This is a genomic window from Venatoribacter cucullus (assembly GCF_016132445.1).
Taxonomy (GTDB): Bacteria; Pseudomonadota; Gammaproteobacteria; order Pseudomonadales; family Oceanobacteraceae; genus Venatoribacter; species Venatoribacter cucullus.
In genome coordinates, this window is the sequence record NZ_CP046056.1 from 1,609,974 (window position 1) to 1,629,818 (window position 19,845).

General features: G+C 54.4%; 17 protein-coding genes. 10 read left to right on the plus strand and 7 right to left on the minus strand.

The window, feature by feature from the left end; all coding sequences use genetic code 11:
• Positions 1–2: 2 nt before the first annotated feature.
• From GJQ55_RS07605 to GJQ55_RS07635, 7 genes are all read right to left on the minus strand, one after another.
• Positions 3–1,499, minus strand: coding sequence for a restriction endonuclease subunit S (locus GJQ55_RS07605; protein WP_228344381.1), 1,497 nt, complete (start codon positions 1,497–1,499; stop codon positions 3–5).
• Entirely contained in the window at positions 1,496–4,012 is a 2,517-nt protein-coding gene (locus GJQ55_RS07610) for a type I restriction-modification system subunit M (RefSeq protein WP_228344382.1), read from the minus strand. The genes GJQ55_RS07605 and GJQ55_RS07610 overlap by 4 nt, the downstream gene beginning before the upstream one ends.
• A gap of 291 nt (positions 4,013–4,303) precedes the next feature.
• The gene (locus tag GJQ55_RS07615) at positions 4,304–5,665 is read right to left on the minus strand and encodes a flavodoxin domain-containing protein (RefSeq protein ID WP_228344383.1); all 1,362 of its coding nucleotides are present in this window, start codon (positions 5,663–5,665) and stop codon (positions 4,304–4,306) included.
• A 17-nt stretch (positions 5,666–5,682) separates the two neighbouring features.
• Positions 5,683–6,525: a DUF4198 domain-containing protein gene (locus GJQ55_RS07620; protein WP_228344384.1), complete on the minus strand. Its 843-nt coding sequence runs from the start codon at positions 6,523–6,525 to the stop codon at positions 5,683–5,685.
• 14 nt (positions 6,526–6,539) lie between these two features.
• Entirely contained in the window at positions 6,540–7,055 is a 516-nt protein-coding gene (locus GJQ55_RS07625; protein WP_228344385.1) for a DUF2271 domain-containing protein, read from the minus strand.
• A gap of 9 nt (positions 7,056–7,064) precedes the next feature.
• The gene (locus tag GJQ55_RS07630) at positions 7,065–7,685 is read right to left on the minus strand and encodes a PepSY-associated TM helix domain-containing protein (protein ID WP_228344386.1); all 621 of its coding nucleotides are present in this window, start codon (positions 7,683–7,685) and stop codon (positions 7,065–7,067) included.
• Between the two features lie 215 nt (positions 7,686–7,900).
• Positions 7,901–10,069, minus strand: coding sequence for a TonB-dependent receptor domain-containing protein (locus GJQ55_RS07635; protein WP_228344387.1), 2,169 nt, complete (start codon positions 10,067–10,069; stop codon positions 7,901–7,903).
• A 312-nt stretch (positions 10,070–10,381) separates the two neighbouring features.
• On the opposite strand from GJQ55_RS07635, the gene GJQ55_RS07640 reads away from it, so the two are divergent.
• From GJQ55_RS07640 to GJQ55_RS07685, 10 genes are all read left to right on the plus strand, one after another.
• Positions 10,382–10,663 carry an antibiotic biosynthesis monooxygenase family protein gene (locus tag GJQ55_RS07640; RefSeq protein ID WP_228344388.1) on the plus strand — a complete coding sequence of 94 codons (282 nt, stop codon included), beginning with the start codon at positions 10,382–10,384 and terminating at the stop codon, positions 10,661–10,663.
• Between the two features lie 449 nt (positions 10,664–11,112).
• Entirely contained in the window at positions 11,113–12,546 is a 1,434-nt protein-coding gene (ccoN, locus tag GJQ55_RS07645; protein ID WP_228344389.1) for a cytochrome-c oxidase, cbb3-type subunit I, read from the plus strand.
• A 13-nt stretch (positions 12,547–12,559) separates the two neighbouring features.
• Positions 12,560–13,168 carry a cytochrome-c oxidase, cbb3-type subunit II gene (ccoO, locus tag GJQ55_RS07650; RefSeq protein WP_420907137.1) on the plus strand — a complete coding sequence of 203 codons (609 nt, stop codon included), beginning with the start codon at positions 12,560–12,562 and terminating at the stop codon, positions 13,166–13,168.
• Positions 13,169–13,173: 5 nt separating this feature from the next.
• Positions 13,174–13,350 carry a cbb3-type cytochrome oxidase subunit 3 gene (locus tag GJQ55_RS07655; protein ID WP_228344390.1) on the plus strand — a complete coding sequence of 59 codons (177 nt, stop codon included), beginning with the start codon at positions 13,174–13,176 and terminating at the stop codon, positions 13,348–13,350.
• Positions 13,351–13,353: 3 nt separating this feature from the next.
• Complete coding sequence (ccoP, locus tag GJQ55_RS07660) at positions 13,354–14,289, plus strand: cytochrome-c oxidase, cbb3-type subunit III (RefSeq protein ID WP_228344391.1); 936 nt, start codon at positions 13,354–13,356, stop codon at positions 14,287–14,289.
• A 219-nt stretch (positions 14,290–14,508) separates the two neighbouring features.
• Positions 14,509–15,915: a cytochrome c oxidase accessory protein CcoG gene (gene ccoG / locus GJQ55_RS07665; protein ID WP_228344392.1), complete on the plus strand. Its 1,407-nt coding sequence runs from the start codon at positions 14,509–14,511 to the stop codon at positions 15,913–15,915.
• Positions 15,916–16,020: 105 nt separating this feature from the next.
• A complete protein-coding gene (locus GJQ55_RS07670) occupies positions 16,021–16,527 on the plus strand; it encodes a FixH family protein (protein ID WP_228344393.1) in 507 nt (168 codons plus the stop codon).
• Entirely contained in the window at positions 16,524–18,950 is a 2,427-nt protein-coding gene (locus tag GJQ55_RS07675) for a heavy metal translocating P-type ATPase (protein WP_228344394.1), read from the plus strand. The genes GJQ55_RS07670 and GJQ55_RS07675 overlap by 4 nt, the downstream gene beginning before the upstream one ends.
• A 2-nt stretch (positions 18,951–18,952) precedes the next feature.
• Positions 18,953–19,159, plus strand: coding sequence for a cbb3-type cytochrome oxidase assembly protein CcoS (ccoS, locus tag GJQ55_RS07680; protein ID WP_228344395.1), 207 nt, complete (start codon positions 18,953–18,955; stop codon positions 19,157–19,159).
• Positions 19,152–19,814 (plus strand): sulfite exporter TauE/SafE family protein, encoded by a 663-nt coding sequence (locus GJQ55_RS07685; protein WP_228344396.1) that lies wholly within the window; start codon positions 19,152–19,154, stop codon positions 19,812–19,814. The genes ccoS and GJQ55_RS07685 overlap by 8 nt, the downstream gene beginning before the upstream one ends.
• The last annotated feature ends 31 nt before the right edge of the window (positions 19,815–19,845 follow it).

Here is a 19,845-nt window from a genome sequence, read left to right on the forward strand (position 1 = left end):
CCTTATACTAAACGGGTTTTTCCGGTCAGCAGTTCCTGCATCATGCCCTGTTTAATCTGGCGGGTTTTGTTGAGGCGTTGCTCCAGTGCCTGAATCTCGTTGTCCATATCGGAAAGGATGGTGGCGATGGCGGTTTGTTCTTCAGCATTCGGATAGCACACACTAATTCTCCCAAGTGCACTACGAGAAATTCTCTTATGTGTTGTACCACCAACCTGTTCGAGAACAGATTTAAACCAATCAGATGAAGAAAAATATTGATTGTAGAACTCCCGATTAGCCACTTCAGACGATGATCTAAATATTGTGACATCAACAGAAGTAATTACTTTATCTTCACCAATATCAGGAAGAATGCATGATCGTCCAGCAGGTTCTGCCAAACGACAAATCAGTAAATCACCTTTCCTTAATTCCTTACACTTTAATTTTTCAAAAGACTCTTCAAAAATGTACTTCTTCGCGTCTTTTTCAATATAACGACCAACACCTATATTTCCTGTTTGTATTAGCCTGACACCTTTATCTGTAATGTGTTCTGCTTCAATCCAGTCACCATCATCAAAAAGACTTTTTTGACAACCAGCCAGCTCAAAGACAGTTTTTAAATCCCAATCCTCCGGTATTTCCCCCAACTCACTGGGCTTGGTGCCTTTTGGCGTACCATCGTCGCGCAACGCAAATTGCGGCAGGCGGGTGCGGCCGGTGAGGAGTTGTTGCATGGTGGCGGTTTTAATCGCCTGTTTTTTGGCGATCAGTTTTTCCAGCTCGCTGACCAGGGCATCGACATCGGATAAGGCATTAGCGATGGCGGTTTGTTCTCGCTTACTACTGGGCAAAGGAACAAAGAAATTTTCCATCTCGCCTTTCTGGGTATGTACTAGCGCAGACGCACCATGTGCGGAATCTTCAATCTGCTTGGTTAATTGTTTCAGAATGTGGAAAAAATATCCTGAATCAACACCCTCGCCCCTAACTACCAATTTCCAAGTATGGTAATTGAGGAGCGCATCACCACCAAACCAGATATGAGGCCCGAATGAGGTGCCCCGACTGCCGGACCATGCAAAAAGAAGCTGTCCATCCTGCACAAATATTTTAGGGTCGTAGTATCCCTGATAGTGGTTAAACTCATCAGAACCATTAAGGTTTTGAATTCTTATAATAGGCAGGCCTTCTGTGCTCCATTCATAAGGCTTAAAGCCTCGCCCATTAATCAGAGTACAGATTTCACCAAATTTCGGCGTATTCCAATCCGCCGGAATCACTCCCACTTCCGTTTGTTTATAGCCCGGCGGGCACACCATTCCCACCTGCGCAGGATTCAGACCTGCGCTGGCAGAACGTGAAACATATCCGGCACTGGCCTCTGCCGTATACTTTGGACTTACTTCCGCTACTCCGCTGGTACGCCGGCTATCCATGCCTCCGCCCTGCGGGCCGCCGCAAGCGGCGTTCGCTGTTTGTGAAGAAATAGGTTCTCCCGAAAAACTTGTCATACCGTCCACTCCAGCCCCATGGCTCTTAAGTGACCAGCGACTTTGTCGCTTAACGCATCGACCGATTGGGTAATGGCCGGCAGTGGTTCGGCGTAGCGCTCCTCCAGCTCCTTAACGCGGTTAGCCAGTTGCTGAGTCATGCGCTCAATTTCGGCCTGCAGGCCGGCTTGTAATGTGGCCAGCCACTTATCGTCCACCACCAGCGCTTTGATGTCGTCTTCATCCAGTTTGCTGTATTGCTGGAATATGGCCAGGTCGAGTTCGTCCTGGGCTTCTTTTAAAGCTTTTTTGGCTTTTGTTTCTGCGTCCATCAGCTTGCTGCATTGCTGCAGGGCGTACCATTCCTCGTAGGCTTCGGGATGTTCTGCCTCATAGTTATCGTTTAACAACTCAGCACCACCCAAAGTAATGGCCAATGCTTTAATACGAGCCTTAACCGTCGCAGCGGTGACTTTGTCTTTATCGTTCAGGGCGTCGTTGAGCAGGCCGTCTTCACCGCTGTTTTCCTCGATGAAGCTTTCCAGTTCCTGCGCGGCGCTGTCGAGGTTGGCTTGCAGTTGCTCGATATGGCGTAACTGGCTGCTGAAAAAGCGCTCGGCTATTAATGCCGGCGGAATCAGCTCGGCTTTGTATTTGCTTTTGCCAATCACCAGATCGGGCTGTTCTTTGATTTTTTCCTGTTTGCTTTTATCGGCCACCAGCTCGCGCAGCTGGGCGGCGGCTTGCCAGCCGTCCTGGGTAATCAGGTACAGGTCGTCCTGCAATGTGTCGGCCCAGTAGTCCATTAAAATCTGGTACACATCGTATTTGCTCAGCAGTGGCACACTGCTGTAGCGGTTGAGCAGGTCTTCGGCAATACGGTGAATAATGTCTTTGGGCTTTTCGCCCAGGGTAATTTCATCCAGCGCGGCGGCGCTGGCCCAGTCGTTAAAGGGCTGGGTGCTGGCTGTAGCAAAAGCAGTAAATTCCGGGTGAGCCAGAATACTGGCTTTTACCACGGAGGCCTTCACCAGCGCGGTGCTGTAGCCGGGGCGGCCCGGTACAAACAGGCTGGCGCGGATGCTGGGGAATACCTGCCAGTAACGCTCTAAGGCGTCGATATCGCGGTTGGGAATGCCGCCCTGCAGGTGGGCGCTTAAATCGTGCAGGTCTTCGGCTTCGCTGCTGTCGATATAGCGCGGAATGTTCAGGTTGTAATCGTTGGCGGCGATTTCACTTAACGGCACCATGCGGCTGTAGCGCGGCAGTTGCAGTTGTTTGGTGAAGACATCGACGATTTTGTGAATGTCCTGCGAGCGCAGGCGGTTTTTATTGCCGTCTTTGGCGAAGCCTTTGCTGGCATCGACCATAAAAATGCCCTGTTTATCACTGGCTGCGCCAGTTGCGCTGAAGGCTCTCTGCGGCGCCTGCTCTTTGTCGATCACAATAATGCAGGCAGGAATGCCGGTGCCGTAAAACAGGTTGGCCGGCAGGCCGATAATGCCTTTGATGTAACCCTGTTTGATCAGGTTTTCGCGGATACGGGCTTCGGCATTACCCCGGAACAATACGCCGTGGGGCAGAATCACCGCGCCTTTGCCGGTGCTGTTCAGGCTTTTGAGAATGTGCAGCAGAAAGGCGTAGTCGCCGTTTTTTTCTGGCGGAATGCCCCAGCTGAAGCGGCCAAATTCGTCTTCTTGCGGGTTGATGCCGCTGGTCCAGTTTTTATTGGAAAACGGCGGGTTGGCCACGGCAAAGTCGAAGGTTTTCAGTTGGCCGTTAGAGTCTTTCCACTGCGGTGATGCCAGGGTGTTGCCCTTCCAGATTTTGGCGGTGGCGTTGTTATGCAGAATCATGTTCATACGTGCCAATGCACTGGTGGCGTTGTCCATTTCCTGGCCGAAAATCGACAAGCCACGCGGTGCTTCATCGCTGGCTTTTAACAACAGCGAGCCGGAACCACAGGTTGGGTCGTATACCGTAGCGTCTTGCGATGTATCACTGGTAATGCCCACCACTTTGGCGAGGATGCGCGACACTTCCGCCGGGGTATAAAACTGGCCTTTGCTTTTACCCGATTCGGTCGCGAAGTGGCGCATTAAGTATTCGTAAGCGTCGCCCAAAAGGTCGTCGCCGTCGGCGCGGTTGCCGGACAGATCGATGCCTTCAAAGATACCAATCAGATTGGTGAGGCGATCGACCATTTCTTTGCCTTTGCCGAGCTTGTCTTCGTCGTTGAAGTCGGCAACGTCGATCACGCCTTTCAGGTCGTTGGCTTCGGCCAGTGCGCCGATGATTTTGTTGATTTTGTCGCCGATTTCTTTGTCGTTTTTGGCGGCGATCATATCGTCAAAGCTGGCACCGTCGGGCACGTCGATCATGCCGTAGGGGTCGTCTTTGTATTTGTCAGAGACGTACTTCATAAACAACAGGGTGAGTACGTAATCTTTGTATTGCGAGGCATCCATACCGCCGCGCAGTTCGTCGCAGCTGGACCAGAGGGATGAATAAAGCTGGGTTTTCTTAATGGCCATGGTGTTCCTGGGAAATTAGAGGCAGCACAGAGGATGGCTGATGCCGTTAGCGGGGAATCCGGTATTAAGAATGCGGTGCAGGCCGGCTGGGGCGGGCCATGCACGGTGAGGCATATGCTGGTCTGGCATTCCTTGTCCTTCCTGGGCTACTGCTTTCTGGTGAATTGCCCTGATTATACTGACCTTTTTCTAAGTGTCTGCCCTTGGGGCGAAATCGGTTTTCTGGGCCGGGTGATCGCGCCAGAAATGGCGCTCCTACATCGTGATGGGTGACGCGACAACGATGACGGTTCAGTACACGTCGCGGCGGAAGCGGCCTTGTTCAATAAGCTGTTGCAGGCGGGTTGGGCCGAGTATGTCGCTGAGGGCTTGTTCGACGTCGGTGGCCATGCCGGCACGGCTGCCGCACAGGTAGATGGCGGCGCCCTGTTCTACCCAGTGGTGCAGTTCGCGGGCCTGGGTTTGCAGCACTTTTTGTACATAGCCGTGGTGTAGTTGGCCGCTGAGCAGTGGCCAGGGTTGGTCGGCGCAGTGGCGCGAGAAAGCTAAATCCAGTTGTTGCAGGTGGCCGCTGTGGTGCCAGAGTTGCAGTTCCTGTTGCCAGTGGCCGTCATGCAGCGGGCTGCGTTCGCCGTAAATTAACCAGTTGTGGCTGCTCCCCTGTTGCTGGCGCTGCTGCAGGTGCGCGCGCAGGCCGGCCAGGCCGGTGCCGTTACCAATTAAGATGAGTGGGCGTTCGGCCTCCGGGGCGTGAAACGATGGGTTGCTGCGCAAGCTGATGTGAGAAGCCTGCCCCGCTTCCAGCCCATGACACAACCAGCCAGACCCCAGCCCGGTTTGGCCGCTGGGGTGATGATGTTCGCGCACCAGCAGGCGCAGGCAGCCTTCAGCGGGCAAGCTGGCGATGGTGTAGTCGCGGGTTTGGTTATTTATGTGCAGGCGGGCGATGTCGCCGGCTTGCCACTGCAGGGGTTGTTGCGGCTGCAGGTCGATCTGGTAGACCGGGGCGCCGGGGCTGCCGGGGTTAAGCCAGTGGCGTTGCAGCAAGCTGCAGTTTATTGGTTCGTTCTCTGGCGTTGCGGCGGCGCTGCTGCCGGGCTGGCTGATAATGCCCTGCTTATGCAGTTGTTGTTGCCAGTGTTGCAGCGCCTGTGGGTCTTGCTGGTGCACGGTGATGGCATCAAACAGCGGCTGCGCGCCGGCTTGCTGCAGTTGTTGGTGCAGTTGCATACCGAAGGCGCAGAACTGGCTGTACTGCCGATCGCCCAGTGCCAATACGGCGTAGCGCAGTTGGGTTAAAGGTTGGGTTTGACGTAAGCGCGGCAGAAATAAACGGCCGTTATCGGGCGCTTCACCGTCGCCGTAGGTGCTGGCCACAATAAAGAGTTGCCGGCACTGCTGCAGCTGTTGCGGCTGCAGTTGGTTCAGCGGCAGGCAGGCAGAAGATTTGCCCTGCTGCTGCAGTTGTTGTTGCAGCTGGTTGGCTAACGCCGCCGCCGTTCCGCTTTCGCTGGCGTAGGCCACCAGCGTGGTGCAGGTGGCCGCTGTGCCCTGCCACCAGCGCTTTATGGGCTGACGGTAGCACCAGAATGTGAAGGCCAGCCAGGCCAGCAGAATAATGCTGGCCTGCAGGTAAGGAACGGCGCTTAGCATGGTTTCGTCCGCTTGGCTTAGTCCGGCAATACTTCCAGTACGGCAACGTAGGTACCGCTGCGTTCAGTGGCCGGTTTTTTGGCCTTGTTGTCTTTGTATTCCGCTTCCAGGAAGTAGCGACCAGCGCCGTTCCAGTTCACCGACACCAGGCCGTTGTTGTCGCTGGTAAGAGTGATTTCCTGCTGGCTGTTGCGGTAACGGGTGCCTTCACGAATCAGGGTTACTTCCACGCCCTGCACCGGTTCGCCGTCCATAACAAAACGGAATTCAGCCGCTTCGCCAGCGTATAAATCATTCGGGTGAGTTACCGGCACCAGCTCCAGGCCCTGGCCAGTAGGCTGCAGGGTTTTGTCGCTGGGCGCGCCCAGGGTAACGAAGGTTTCCATGCGGCGGGATGCCTGTGATACCACTAATTTTTCCGCGTTTTCCGGTACGGCTTTTTTGAAACCTTCTGCGCTGTATTGCTCACCACGGCCGGGGTACATACGGCGCTTGCCATCTTCTTCCCACATGGCGCGCAGGCCGCTGCTGGCGGTAAAAATGCGGTAAGTGCCTTCCTGTTTTAATTCCACATCAAAATTGGTGCGGTATTTCCCGGTATGCAGATTTTGGATGCCGGCTTCGCTGCCGTCGGGCTGCTGCACTTTAACGTCACTGAAACGGCCGGGATTGTAGTTGGCCAAGAATACGTCGTTGGAAACCGCGGCGTCAAAGCTGACCCAGCGGCCTTCGCCCGACAGTACGGTTTCCTGCGGCAGAATCCAGGCGCGGTGCGCTTGTACGGCCACGCTGCCCAGCACCAGTGCGGCGACTAACAAGGGTTTAAAGGCGGTTTTATTCAACATGGTTTTATTCAACATATTGGTGCTCCTGCTCAGGGTTTAATGCTGACGGCCACGGCACCCAGTTCGGTGCTGCCGGTGGCGTTAAAGGTTGCGGCTTTGGCTGGTGGCCATTGGAACGGAATGTCGACCACTTCGCGGCCGCCCACTTCGCGCGCGGCTTCAACGCGCAGGGTGTAATCGCCGGATTCCAGGTTATTTAATGGCGCTTTACCCACGGTAAAATTCAGCTGATGCTGGCCCGGACCCTGGGTGGCGCCGGTAATGCCATCGACTGGCATGGTTAAGGTGCGGCCGGTTTTACGCCACCACTGGCGCATGTCTTTCAGCCATTTTTCACCTTCGTTGTTTTTCATTTTAGCGTCGTACCAAACAGCCAAATTGCTGACCACTTGTTTGTTACTGTCTTCAATCCACACCGCCACATAGGGCTTGTGGTATTCGGCTACGGTGAGCTTGGGCAGCTGTACCGCTACGTTTAATTCTGCCGCCTGCACCGGCAGTGTGGCGGCCAGCAGCAGGGCTGCGGGCAGTAATGCGTTTTTCATAATCACTCCTTAATGCACGCTCAAAATAATAATTAACAGCGGAATCACAACACCCAGGGCCACCATCGGCCAGGTGCCGGGGCGTTGTTGGGCGTAACGCACCAGCAGCCATAAACCACTGAGGGAAAACACCAGACACAGCACGGAAAAAATATCGATAAACCAGCTCCAGGCGGTGCCGGTATTACGGCCTTTGTGCAGGTCGTTCAAATAGGAAATAACGCCACGCTCGGTGTTTTCGTAAATTAAATAACCACTGTCCAGTTCGATGCTCAGCCAGGCATCACCACCGGGTTTAGGCATGCCCAAATACAGTTCGCTGCCATCCCATTCGGCGGCGGTCGCCGGAGTATTAATGCCGTGCTCCTGCAGCAGCCATTGGCGCACCGCCAGCGGTAACGGGCCTTCGCTGCGGCTGTGCAGGGTTTTCAGCAAGCCTTCGGTTAATTCCACTTCCAGCGTGGTGGTAACGGGTTGGGCTTCAATATCACCAGCGTGGTTTAAGGTGATGCCGGTAAAGGCGAACAACACCATGCCGACCAGACACACCGCCGAGCTGACCCAGTGCCACTGGCGCAGGGTGCCGAATGACAGGCGATTAAAAATACGGGCTGGCGAAGATGTGTTCATGGGATGTTAAAACTCACCGGTAAGGCCGGAAGGTTGTGGTGTTTATCTGGGGCGAAAGTGTACCAGACGCTATGCAAATAAGAAGTGTTTTTATTAGCATCTTGTATTTTTATATACTGCTTTGGCTGAGTCTGCGGGGTTTTGGTACCTCATTATTGCAAGGCAGAAACGACAAAGCCGCACCATGGGGTGCGGCTTATTGGGTGAGGGAAAAGTCAGAAGCTCAGATTAGCGGATAACCAGAAAGTACGACCGGGCAAAGTTGTCCCCGCCACACTGGAAGAACTCTGGAAGTATTTGCTGGCATATGCATCGTTGATGCCATCGTTATCCGAATCGTAGCTGGCGTATTCAGTAAAATCCTTGTCCAGCAGGTTGGATACCGAGGCATTCAACGACAGGGTTTCTGAAACCTTATAAGAGCCACCTAATTCAAACAGGGTGTATCCTTTCAGGTCACCGACCGCATCGTAAATTTTACGATTGGCAGCGCTCAATTCGCTGACAGCACCAGAAAAACGATTGCTGTCGCTGCGATATTGACCACGCAACCACAGATTGGCCTGCTCGTTCAAGGTCCAGCGTAAGGTAGCATTAGCCATGTGTTCGGGGGTGTTACTGAGCTGGCCATTCTTTTTACCACCTTCAGTCACTTCGCTGTCAGTCCAGGTGTAATTAACATGCAATGCCAATACGTCCTCAACCAATGGCAACCCTAAGCCCAGTTCAACACCCCAGGTTTCAGCTTCATCAATGTTAATGCTGTAAGTAGCCGTGGAGTTAGCAGAACAGCTGGAAATAAACTGCTCGGTACAGCTGCCTTCGCTGGCAATTTTGTCGTCAATTTTATTGTGGAAAGCTGTTGCTGAACCGCTTAAACCACGCATATTGTCGAACAGAACTCCCAGTTCCGTAGTAGTGCTGATTTCTGGTTCTAAATTCGGGTTGCCAATCGAAATATTGGTACCCTGCCCGCTGATGCCACTGACACCATCAATTAACTGATCAATACGCGGGGTTTTAAAACCCTGACTAATACCACCCTTCACAGTTACTTGTTCAGAGGTATTCCAGACCAAATAAACGCGTGGGCTGACATGGCCACCAAAGGCATCATGGTCGTCGTAACGGGCACCGATGGTTGCAGCAATATTATCCAGAACGTGCCACTCATCTTCGGCAAACAATGACCACATAGTCTGTTCATGGGTATCTTGTGGAAGCAAGCCGTCGACCAATTCGGCATCCCAGTATTGGCCACCGATTGTAATACGATTGGACTGGCCAACAGGAGCTACGTACTTGGTATCAATAACGGTATTGGTGGTTTCTAACTCACGAGCCTTACCAATCGAAGGATCTCCTGCCGGTCTGGCCGCCGAGGGAATGGTGCGACCTTCGGTTTCGTTTACAGTCTGCATAATGCTGGATTCCAGCGTACCGGCAGAAAACCGGCCATTATGACCCAGCGCAATCTGGCTACGCTTAAAGCCCAGCTCGTCCTCATAGCCTCTGATGTTGGAGGGAGTATCCAGGGTACCTAAGCGGGAATCTTCGTTATTGTAACGAGTATCAACATAATCAACATCAAACCAGATATCGTGATTCTCTGTAGGTGTGACGGTCAGACGCGCCCCCACATTGTATTGATCGGATTCAGCCGGGGCGGGGTTGCGGCCAGAAGGCACCAGCCCAGGCGCAGCAATAAGATCAGACGCTTCACGGTCATACATTCCCGCCCGCACTGCCAAGCCGGCCAAGCCTTCCACCAGCGGCCCGGTGGCATAAACATCCACCTTGCGGCTTTGGCCCCAGGCGCTGTCTTCCGGAACACCGGCTTCGACCCGGATGTTACCGCCCCACTCGGTGGCCACCTTACGGGTAATAATGTTAATCACACCACCTAAAGCATCGGCGCCGTACAGAGTAGACATCGGGCCACGAATCACCTCAATGCGCTCAATGGCAGATAGCGGCGGCATAATGCTGTTTTGCGTATCACCAAAGCCGTTCGGCGTAGAGTTACCAGCCAAATTCTGACGACGACCATCCCACAAAATCAGAGTGTATTCGCTGCTCATGCCGCGAATACGGATATCCAGACCACCGGCTTTACCGGTACTGCCGAGCACATCAATACCTTCAACACCCGACAAAGCTTCAGCAAGATCGCGGTAACGCTTAGTTTCCAGTTCTTCACGATCAATAACCGTAATGCTGGCAGGTGCATCCATAACGGACTGTTCAAAACCCGCCGCTGAGACCACCATTTTGGAAAGTTGTACGGCATCGACCTGCTCCTGCGCCTGAACATTCAGGCTGACGGCGGCAATGGCCAGTGGCAGCAGCGCTTTGCGCATGGCGGTATTGGTGTGTTTCTTCATGATTGATCCTCTGTCGATGGCTGCCCCCAGCCACCTGCTGTTGTATCCGGACGACTCGTCTTGTTGCGGTCCTCCCCCGAAAGCCAGGGCATACTAACAAAGCCAATCTAAATGAGAAACGCTTTTATTAACTTTTGATATTGTTTTTTATTATCATAAGGGAACTTTTAATTGAGAATGATTAACATCTTACTTCTGCAGCCGCACCGCCTGACGATTGCATTCATCCGGCAGCGCCTCTAACGTATAGGCCTGAACTGCACCTCAGTCTTAACTGTCTTTAATCTGTTATTTGCTAATAAGGAAACACGTATGTTGAAGGTGATCATCGAGCGGGTTATCGCCGAAGGTATGGAGTCCACCTATGAAGCCACTATTAAAAGCATGCTGCGTACCATGCTGGAGGCGCCGGGCTATGTATCCGGGGTGAACTACAAAGATCTGAAAAACGCCAATCACCGGGTGATTATCACCAACTGGCAAAGTGAAGAAGCCTGGTACCAGTGGTCGCACTCTGAAGACCGTAAAAAGCTGATTGATGCGATTAAGCCGATTCTGCAGCAGGAAGAAAAAATTACGCTGTTGCAGGCATAAGGCGGAAACGCTGTCTGCAGGTTGCTCCGGAGCCGGTTGTGCGGCTCCGGAACATCAAAACCCTTAAAAAAAGAAACAATCCTGCTGTTTTCCCTCAGATTATCCCGTCAAGCAAAGCAATACCTGCCAGCCCCGCTCACGCCCTGTGACAGCACGGTTACCACCACCGGAACTTCTTGCGCTATATCAATGTGGGTAGCGGCGACTTGAATATGATCTGCTCATCCGTATTCCGACAGACCCGGAATCTGTATTGGTGTGCGGCAGGGTCCTTCCGGACTGCCTGAGAATAATTCTCATAAGGTGGCTGGATAGTACCGGAATCAGCAGTTTAACTTGCTGTAAAATCAGGTGTTTTTCCTGTGTTTGATTGCATTGGCGGCGGTCAAACACCATAATTACGCCGATTTTTTTAACCCTCAACCCTCGCTGTTAAATGGAATCCAATCATGAGCACAGCATTTGACCATCCCGAGTACAACTACAAGGTGGTAAGACAATTTGCCATCATGACCGTAGTTTGGGGCATTGTTGGTATGACAGTCGGTGTTCTCATCGCTGCTCAGCTGGCCTGGCCCGCACTGAACTTTGATCTGCCATGGCTGTCATTCGGTCGCTTGCGTCCGTTGCACACCAACGCGGTAATTTTTGCATTCGGCGGTTCTGCCCTGTTTGCAACCTCCTACTACATTGTGCAGCGCACCTGTCGCACCCGTCTGTTCTCAGACACGCTGGCAAGCTTCACGTTCTGGGGCTGGCAGGTTGTGATTCTTCTGGCCGCTATTACTCTGCCGCTGGGTATGACCACTACTAAAGAATACGCAGAGCTGGAATGGCCGATTGATATTCTGGTAGCGCTGGTGTGGGTGGCTTATGTGGTGAACTTCCTGGGCACCCTGGCGATCCGTAAAGAAAGCCATATCTATGTTGCCAACTGGTTCTTCGCTGCGTTCATGATCATGATCGCGATCCTGTACATCGGTAACAACCTGGCCGTACCGGTTTCCCTGACCAAGTCGTACTCTGTTTACGCCGGTACCATCGACGCCATGGTCCAGTGGTGGTGGGGCCATAACGCAGTAGGTTTCTTCCTGACTGCAGGCTTCTTAGGGATTATGTACTACTTCGTGCCGAAGCAGGCTGGCCGTCCGGTTTACTCTTACCGTCTGTCCATCGTGCACTTCTGGGCGCTGATCTCCATCTACGTTTGGGCCGGTGGTCACCACCTGCACTACTCCGCACTGCCGGACTGGGCTCAGACTGCCGGTATGGTTATGTCTCTGATCCTGCTGGCACCAAGCTGGGGCGGTATGATCAACGGTATGATGACGCTGTCTGGTGCCTGGCACAAACTGCGTAACGACCCGATCCTGCGCTTCCTGGTGGTGTCTCTGTCTTTCTACGGTATGTCTACCTTCGAAGGCCCGATGATGTCTATCAAGACTGTCAACGCGCTGTCTCACAACACTGACTGGACCATTGGCCACGTTCACTCCGGTGCTCTGGGCTGGGTTGCGATGGTGTCTATCGGTGCTCTGTACCACCTGATCCCGATTATGTTTGGTCGCAAAGCCGGTGAGATGCACTCTATCCCGCTGATCAACACCCACTTCTGGCTGTCCACCATCGGTACTGTGCTGTACATCGCTTCTATGTGGGTGAACGGCATTATGCAGGGTCTGATGTGGCGTGCAGTAAACGCCGACGGCACCCTGACTTACAGCTTCGTTGAATCGGTTGAAGCGTCTCACGGTGGTTACGTGGTGCGTGTAATCGGTGGCGCCCTGTTCCTGCTGGGTATGCTGATTATGGCGTACAACGTGTATATGACTGTCCGCGCTGCCAACAAAGAAGCTGGCAATGCTGCAGCAGCTCAGGCTTAAGGAGTAGTGAGACATGATTAAGCACGACAATATTGAGAAAAGCCTGCCGTTAATGGTGGTGATGATCGTGATCGCCCTGAGCTGGGGTGGTCTGGTCGAAATCGTTCCGCTGTTCTTCCATGAAGACACCACCAAGCCGGCTGAAGGTCTGAAGCCGCTGACGGCGGTGCAGCTGGAAGGCCGCGATATTTATATCCGTGAAGGTTGCCACGTATGTCACACCCAGATGGTACGTCCGTTCCGCGCTGAAACTGAGCGTTACGGCCCGTTCTCCACCGCCGGTGAGCACGTATATGAGCATCCGTTCCTGTGGGGCTCCAAGCGTACCGGTCCTGACCTGGCTCGCCTGGGTGGCCGTTACTCTGATGAATGGCACCGCGCGCACATGTACAACCCGCGCGACGTGGTACCTGAGTCCATCATGCCGTCTTACCCCTGGCTGTTCGAATACAAAGTCGATGGCCGTATGACTCCGAAGAAGATGGAAGCTCTGCGTATGGTCGGCGTACCGTATACAGATGACGATATCGAAGGGGCCAAAGACGCTGTTGATGGCATGCCTGAAATCGAAGCTCTGGTTGCGTATCTGCAGCAACTGGGCACTGTAACTACTAAACGGTAATCCCCATGGATATTAACGACGTGCGCGGCTTGGGCAGTATTTTTGCCCTCATCGCCTTCAGTGCAATCCTCTGGTGGGCTTATGGCTCAAGCCGGAAGAAAAGATTTGATGACGATGCGCAAATCCCGTTTCACGACAATAACGAGATGCCCGCGCACGACGATAACGATCGGAGTAAATAAGCTATGTTAAGCACTTTCTGGCAAGTGTGGGTCACCGTCATCGTACTGGGATCCATCATTGGTTGCGGTTTACTGATCCAGTACACCAGCCGCGGCCAGCGTAAACAAGAAACGGACCAGACCACTGGTCATGATTACGACGGTATTCAGGAACTGGATAACCCGCTGCCGCGCTGGTGGGTATTGATGTTCTGGGGCACCATCGTATTCGCTGTTGCCTATCTGGGCGTATACGGTCTGGGTAACTTCAAAGGCATCCTGACCGTTGAAGTGGATGGCGAACAGGTAAGCTGGTCGTCTGAAAACCAGTGGAAAGCTGAGGTTCAGGCCTTCGATAAAGACATTGCTCCGCTGTACGCTGAATACTCAGCCGTACCGGTAGAGCAACTGATCGCTAACGAAGATGCCCTGCAGTCTGGTCAGCGCCTGTTCAAGAGCAACTGCTCTGTGTGCCACGGCACCAACGCCAAAGGCGCGCTGGGTTTCCCGAACCTGACCGACGAAGACTGGCTGTACGGCGGTTCTCCGGAAGCCATCAAGCACACTCTGACCTACGGTCGTAAGGGCATCATGCCAGCCTGGGCAGCCAGCCTGGGTGAGCAGGGTACTCTGGATATGGTTCAGTACGTGCGCAGCCTGTCTGGTTTAAGCCACGATGAAGCCGCCGCCAAAAATGCTGTTCCGCAGTACCAGGCGTTCTGTTTGGCTTGTCACGGCGCGGACGGTAAAGGCAACCAGATGCTGGGTGCTCCGAACCTGACCGACGATGTATGGCTGTACGGTGGTTCTTCCAAGCAGATCGAATTCACTCTGCGTCATGGCCGTAATGGCAACATGCCGGCTCACCTGGAAATTCTGGGTAACAACGCAGAAGCGAAAATTCACCTGCTGGCCACTTACGTTTACTCGCTGTCCAACGAAGCTCCGGCACAGCAGTAAGGGTAAAAAAGCCTGCCGGTTAACCCGGCAGGCGTATGTCCGGAGGCCTTTGAGCCAGGACAAGAAAACATGAAAAAGGCGGCATTCTGCCGCTTTTTTCACTTTAGACCTGCCAAAAAACTATATAATCGTTTCGTTATATAGAAAGCGCTGTGGATCCCCTGCCCGGCTTCGGTTTCATAAAGCGCCGCATTGCATACAACCGAGGTGGTTTGCCCTATGAGTAATATTCCGGTTAAAAACGTTACCCCTGAAACCAAGAGCATGTACGAAAAGCGTAAGAAGATTTACGTACGTGAAATTGAAGGGATTTTTCAGAAGCTGCGCACCTGGACTCTGTGGGCATTAATGCTGGCGTACTTCGGTACCGCCTGGCTGAACTGGGAAGGCCGTCAGGCCGTCTGGTTTGATTTACCGGCGCGTCAATTCCATATTTTTGGCATTACCTTCTGGCCGCAGGATTTTATGCTGCTGTCCTGGCTGCTGATTATTTCTGCCTTTGCTCTGTTTACCATTACCAACCTTGCCGGTCGTATCTGGTGTGGTTATACCTGTCCGCAGTCGGCCTGGTCTTTTATTTTTATGTGGATCGAAGAGCGTGTGGAAGGCACCCGTAATGCCCGGATCAAGCTCGATAAAGAACCCATGAGCGCCACCAAAGCGCGCAAAAAAGCCCTTAAACATACCCTGTGGTTGCTGGTTGCCTTCTGGACCGGGGTAACCTTTGTCGGTTATTTCACCCCCATCCGCGATCTGGTGCCTAATATGCTGGGCCTCGACATTAACGGCTGGGCGTTTTTCTGGATTGCCTTTTTTACCGTCGCCACCTACATCAACGCCGGCTGGATGCGTGAGCAGGTGTGTATTTATATGTGTCCGTACGCCCGCTTCCAGTCGGTAATGTACGACCGCGACACCTTAGCCGTTTCCTACGATTACAACCGTGGCGAACCGCGCGGCAAGCGCAGCAAAAAAGAAGCCGACCAGGAAGCGCAGAAACAGCTGGGCGACTGTGTCGATTGCTCGCTGTGCGTGCAGGTGTGCCCGGTGGGTATCGATATCCGTGATGGCCTGCAATATCAGTGTATTGCCTGTGCGCTCTGTATCGACGCCTGTGACTCCATTATGGAAAAACTGGAACTGCCGAAAGGTTTAATCCGCTACACCACCGAAAACGAACTGGAAGGTGGTAAAACCCATATTATGCGTCCGCGTCTGCTCGGCTATGCCGTGGTGATGCTGGCCATGCTGACTGCGTTTTCTTATGTGCTGCTGACCCGTACCCCGTTCAAACTGGAAGTGGAACGTGGCCGTGGTGCGCTGTACCAGCAAACGGTGAATGACACCATTACCAACGGCTACACCCTGAAGCTGATTAACATGTCGCAGGCGCCGAAATCGTACACCCTGAGTGTGGAAGGCCTGGACGGCGCGACCATGGATGCTGCGGAAACCTACGATCTGCGGGTGAACGAGGTGCGCGAAGTGCTGCTGACGCTGGAAATTGATCCGGCCAGCGCCAAACTCACCAGCAGCCGCAACGAGGTGTATTTTGTGGTGCGTGAAGCCGATACCGGCGAAGTGGTTAAACGGGTGAAAAACACCTTTATTGCCCCGCTTAATTAAGCCGTGACGGTGCGGTTTTTTCAGGGTAATTCCTGACAAAACCGCACTGGTCTCCAGCGTACCCCATCAGTACACTTGGGCCATTTTTAACAGTGCAGAAGTCCTATGAAAGCCGAGCGTGAACCCGTAACTCCGTTTTATAAAGAACCCATGGTCTTGCTGGTAGCCGGTATTCCGCTGCTGGCCGTTATCTGGGGTTTTGTGATGCTGAACCTGGCCCTGGGCAGCAAAGATTCGCTGGTCTCCGACAGCTATTACAAAGACGGTGTCAGCTTTACCGAAAACGTGGAAGTGGACGCCAAAGCCACTGCCCTGAACATTCAGGCCGAGCTGACCTTTAACAGCAGCGATGCAGTGCTGCAGTTAAGCGGTGATTTCAGCGGCGAAGCCGAGCCGGCCTCACTGCAGCTGAAGCTGATTCACCCCACCCTGCAGGAGCAGGATCTGGATGTGTTTCTGCAACGCATCGGCCCCGGCCAGTACGCCGGGGTAAACGAACTGGTGTTGCCGCAGCGCCGCCATATCTGGCTGCAAAGCCCGGAACAAGGCTGGCGCGTACGCACCACCGATTTTATCCAGGCGAATAAGGCGGTTATTTTAAGCGCCCAATGAACACCTCTGCCAAGCCGTCGCAACCCTCCTGCTTTCACTGCGGCGAAGCCGTTACCGAAGGCGAACGCTGGACGGCCATCATTGATGGCCAGCCCCAGCCTATGTGTTGCCCGGGTTGTAAAGCCATTGCCGAAACCATTGTCGCCAGTGGTCTGAAAGACTATTACCGGCATCGTACTGAATTGCCGGATGTATCCCCGGCGGTGTTCGATAACAACAACGTCGAAGCCCGCGAAACCCTGCTGTTTTACGACAGCGACGCCCTGCAGAAACAATTTGTTGGCCGGGACGGCGATGCGGCCGAGGCCACCTTTATTATTGAGGGCATCAGCTGCGCCGCCTGCAGCTGGCTGATTGAACACCGCATGGCGCAGTTGCCGGGGGTGGAACAAGCCCTGCTCAACCTGTCCAGCCACCGCTTATTTCTGCGCTGGCGTCCGGCCGATATTAAAGTATCCAGCCTGATCGAAGCCTTATTGCGGCTGGGCTACAAAGCCACGCCCTTTTCGGCCACCTCGCAGGAAGAAAGCCGCCTGAAAGAAAACAAAGTGGCCATCCGCCGTATGGCGCTGGCCGGCTTTGGCATGATGCAGATTATGATGATGGCCATTCCCACCTACGCCGATATGACGGTGGAGGGGGAAATGTTTTTACGGCTGGCACAGATGATTCTGGCCATTCCGGTCATCCTCTACAGCGGCGCCCCCTTCTTCCGCGCGGCAGTGCGTGATATTCAGGCGCGCCACTTAACCATGGATGTGCCGGTATCGCTGGCCATTATGCTGGCGTTTCTGGCCAGTATCTGGAGTACCTTTAACCAGGGCGTGGAGGTGTACTACAGCGAAATCTGTATGTTTATCTTCTTCCTGCTGGTTGGCCGTTATTTTGAAATGCGCGCCCGCCACCGCATGAGCCGGGCCGGCAACAACCTGTTAACCCTGCTGCCCAACCTGGCCCTGCGGGTAGAAAACGGTGACGACGTCCTGATTGCCTCTACCGATATTAACGTCGGCGATATTCTGCGGGTAAAACCCGGCCAGGCCATTGCCGCTGACGGCATTGTGCTGGAAGGCCGCAGCTCGGTCGATGAAGCGGCCTTAACCGGTGAATACATGCCGGTGGGCAAAAAAGTGGGCGATACCTTAATCGGCGGCACCATGAACGTGGAAAGCCCGTTACTGATGCAGGTAACGGCTACCGGCGCCGATGCGCAGCTGTCGACCATTATGCGGCTGCTCGACCGCGCCCAGCAGGCCAAGCCGCGCGCGGCGCTCATTGCCGACCGGGTGGCCAGTTATTTCGTACTGGCGGTGTTGCTGGTATCGCTGGCGGTGTTTTTATTCTGGCTGCCGGATGGCGTTGAAAAAGCCTTTTTTATTGCCTTATCGGTACTGGTGGTTACCTGTCCCTGCGCGCTGGCGCTGGCCACCCCCACCGCCCTGACCGCAGCCACCGCCGCCATGCGCGAACGGGGTTTGTTAATCAGCAAAAGCCATGTACTGGAAACCCTGCCACAGATTAACCGGGTGGTGTTTGATAAAACCGGCACCTTAACCCAGGGCCGCCTAACGCTGGAGCGGGTCGTTCCCTTAGCCGACCTTTCCGAAACCGAACTGCTGAGCCTGGCCGCCGGACTGGAGAAATACAGCACCCACCCTATCGCCAGGGCCTTCAGTGGTATTGACGCTGCACAGGTCAGCCAGCCGGAGCAGATTTCCGGCCAGGGCATTCAGGGCCAGTGGCAGGGCCTTACCGTACGGCTGGGCCGTGCCGATTTTGCCTGGTCGCAACCCATCACGGCCCCGGATACCGCCGGCCAATGGTTACTGCTGGCCAGCGACCAGCAACCGCTGGGCTGGATTCAGCTGAACGACAGCCTGCGCCGCAGCGCCTTCACCGTGGTGAAAGGATTGCAGCAGCGCGGCATCGCTGTTTCGCTGCTGACCGGTGACCCGGGTGAATCCGGCCCCCGCGTTGCCGCCGAACTGGGCATCAGCGATGTTCGCGCCGGCATGACCCCGTCCGACAAACTGGCGGCTGTTAACACCTGGCAACAAGCCGGTGAAAAAGTAATGATGGTCGGCGATGGTATTAACGATGTACCGGTACTGGCGGGCGCCGATTTATCGCTGGCGGTCAACGAAGCCAGCGACCTGGCCAAAACCAATGCCGATACCCTGCTGACCAACGGCCAGCTGGAAGTATTACTGCAAAGTCTGGATACGGGCCGTAAAACCCGGCGTATTATTACCCAGAACCATGCCTGGGCCATCGGCTACAACCTGCTGGCATTGCCGGCTGCCGCGTCCGGGCTGGTAGAACCCTGGCAAGCTGCCATCGGGATGTCGTTAAGTTCGGTATTGGTGGTTGCCAATGCCATGCGTCTGTTATGGCTGCAGGCCATTCCGACCAAGGAGCATTAAATATGGACTTACTCTGGGCCATGGTGCCGCTGTCTTTTGTACTGCTCAGTATCGCCATCTGGGTCTTTTTCTGGGCCGTACGCCACGGTCAGTTCGATGATATGGACTCGCCGGCGCACCGTATTCTGTTCGATGACGATGAACACGCCCCCCAAAAACCCGATGCCGCCGCAGACACCGCCAACGAGCCACCAAAATCCCATGATTGAGCCGCTGTCGTTAGTAACTGCCCTGTTGCTGGGATTATTCGGTTCCAGCCATTGCCTGGTGATGTGCGGCGGTATTGCGGCGGCCATTGGCAGCCGGGCCGGCGAACGCCAGCTGCAAACACTGTTGCTGTTTAACGGCGGCCGTTTGCTCAGCTACACCCTGCTCGGTTTGCTGGTGGGCAGCGCCGGCTTATGGCTGGGCAGCCTGCACGACAGCCTGATGCTGGTGCTGCGCAGCATCGCCGCCGTCATGCTGATTCTGATGGGCTTGTATGTGGCACGCTGGTGGATGGTGCTGACCCGTTTTGAACAGCTGGGCAAACCGGTGTGGAATGCCCTGCAACCCATCACCCGCCGTTTTATCAGTTCTGCCCGGCCGCTCGACCAGCTGCGGCTGGGCATGCTGTGGGGGTTACTGCCCTGCGGCCTGATTTACAGCACCCTGGCCTGGGTTGCTGCGAACGGCTCACCGGCCATGGGCGCGGCGGCCATGCTGGCCTTTGGTATTGGCACCTTGCCAGCCCTGTTTGCCAGCACCTTAGCCGGCAGTGTGCTGGCGCCCTGGCTGAACCGCCCGGCAGTACGCCAGCTAGCAGCGCTGTTACTGATAGTCTTTGGTCTATGGACCGGGGCTGCCGTCTGGTTTCATTCTTGACATAGTGCAAGATAGTGCCGAACATACCCGC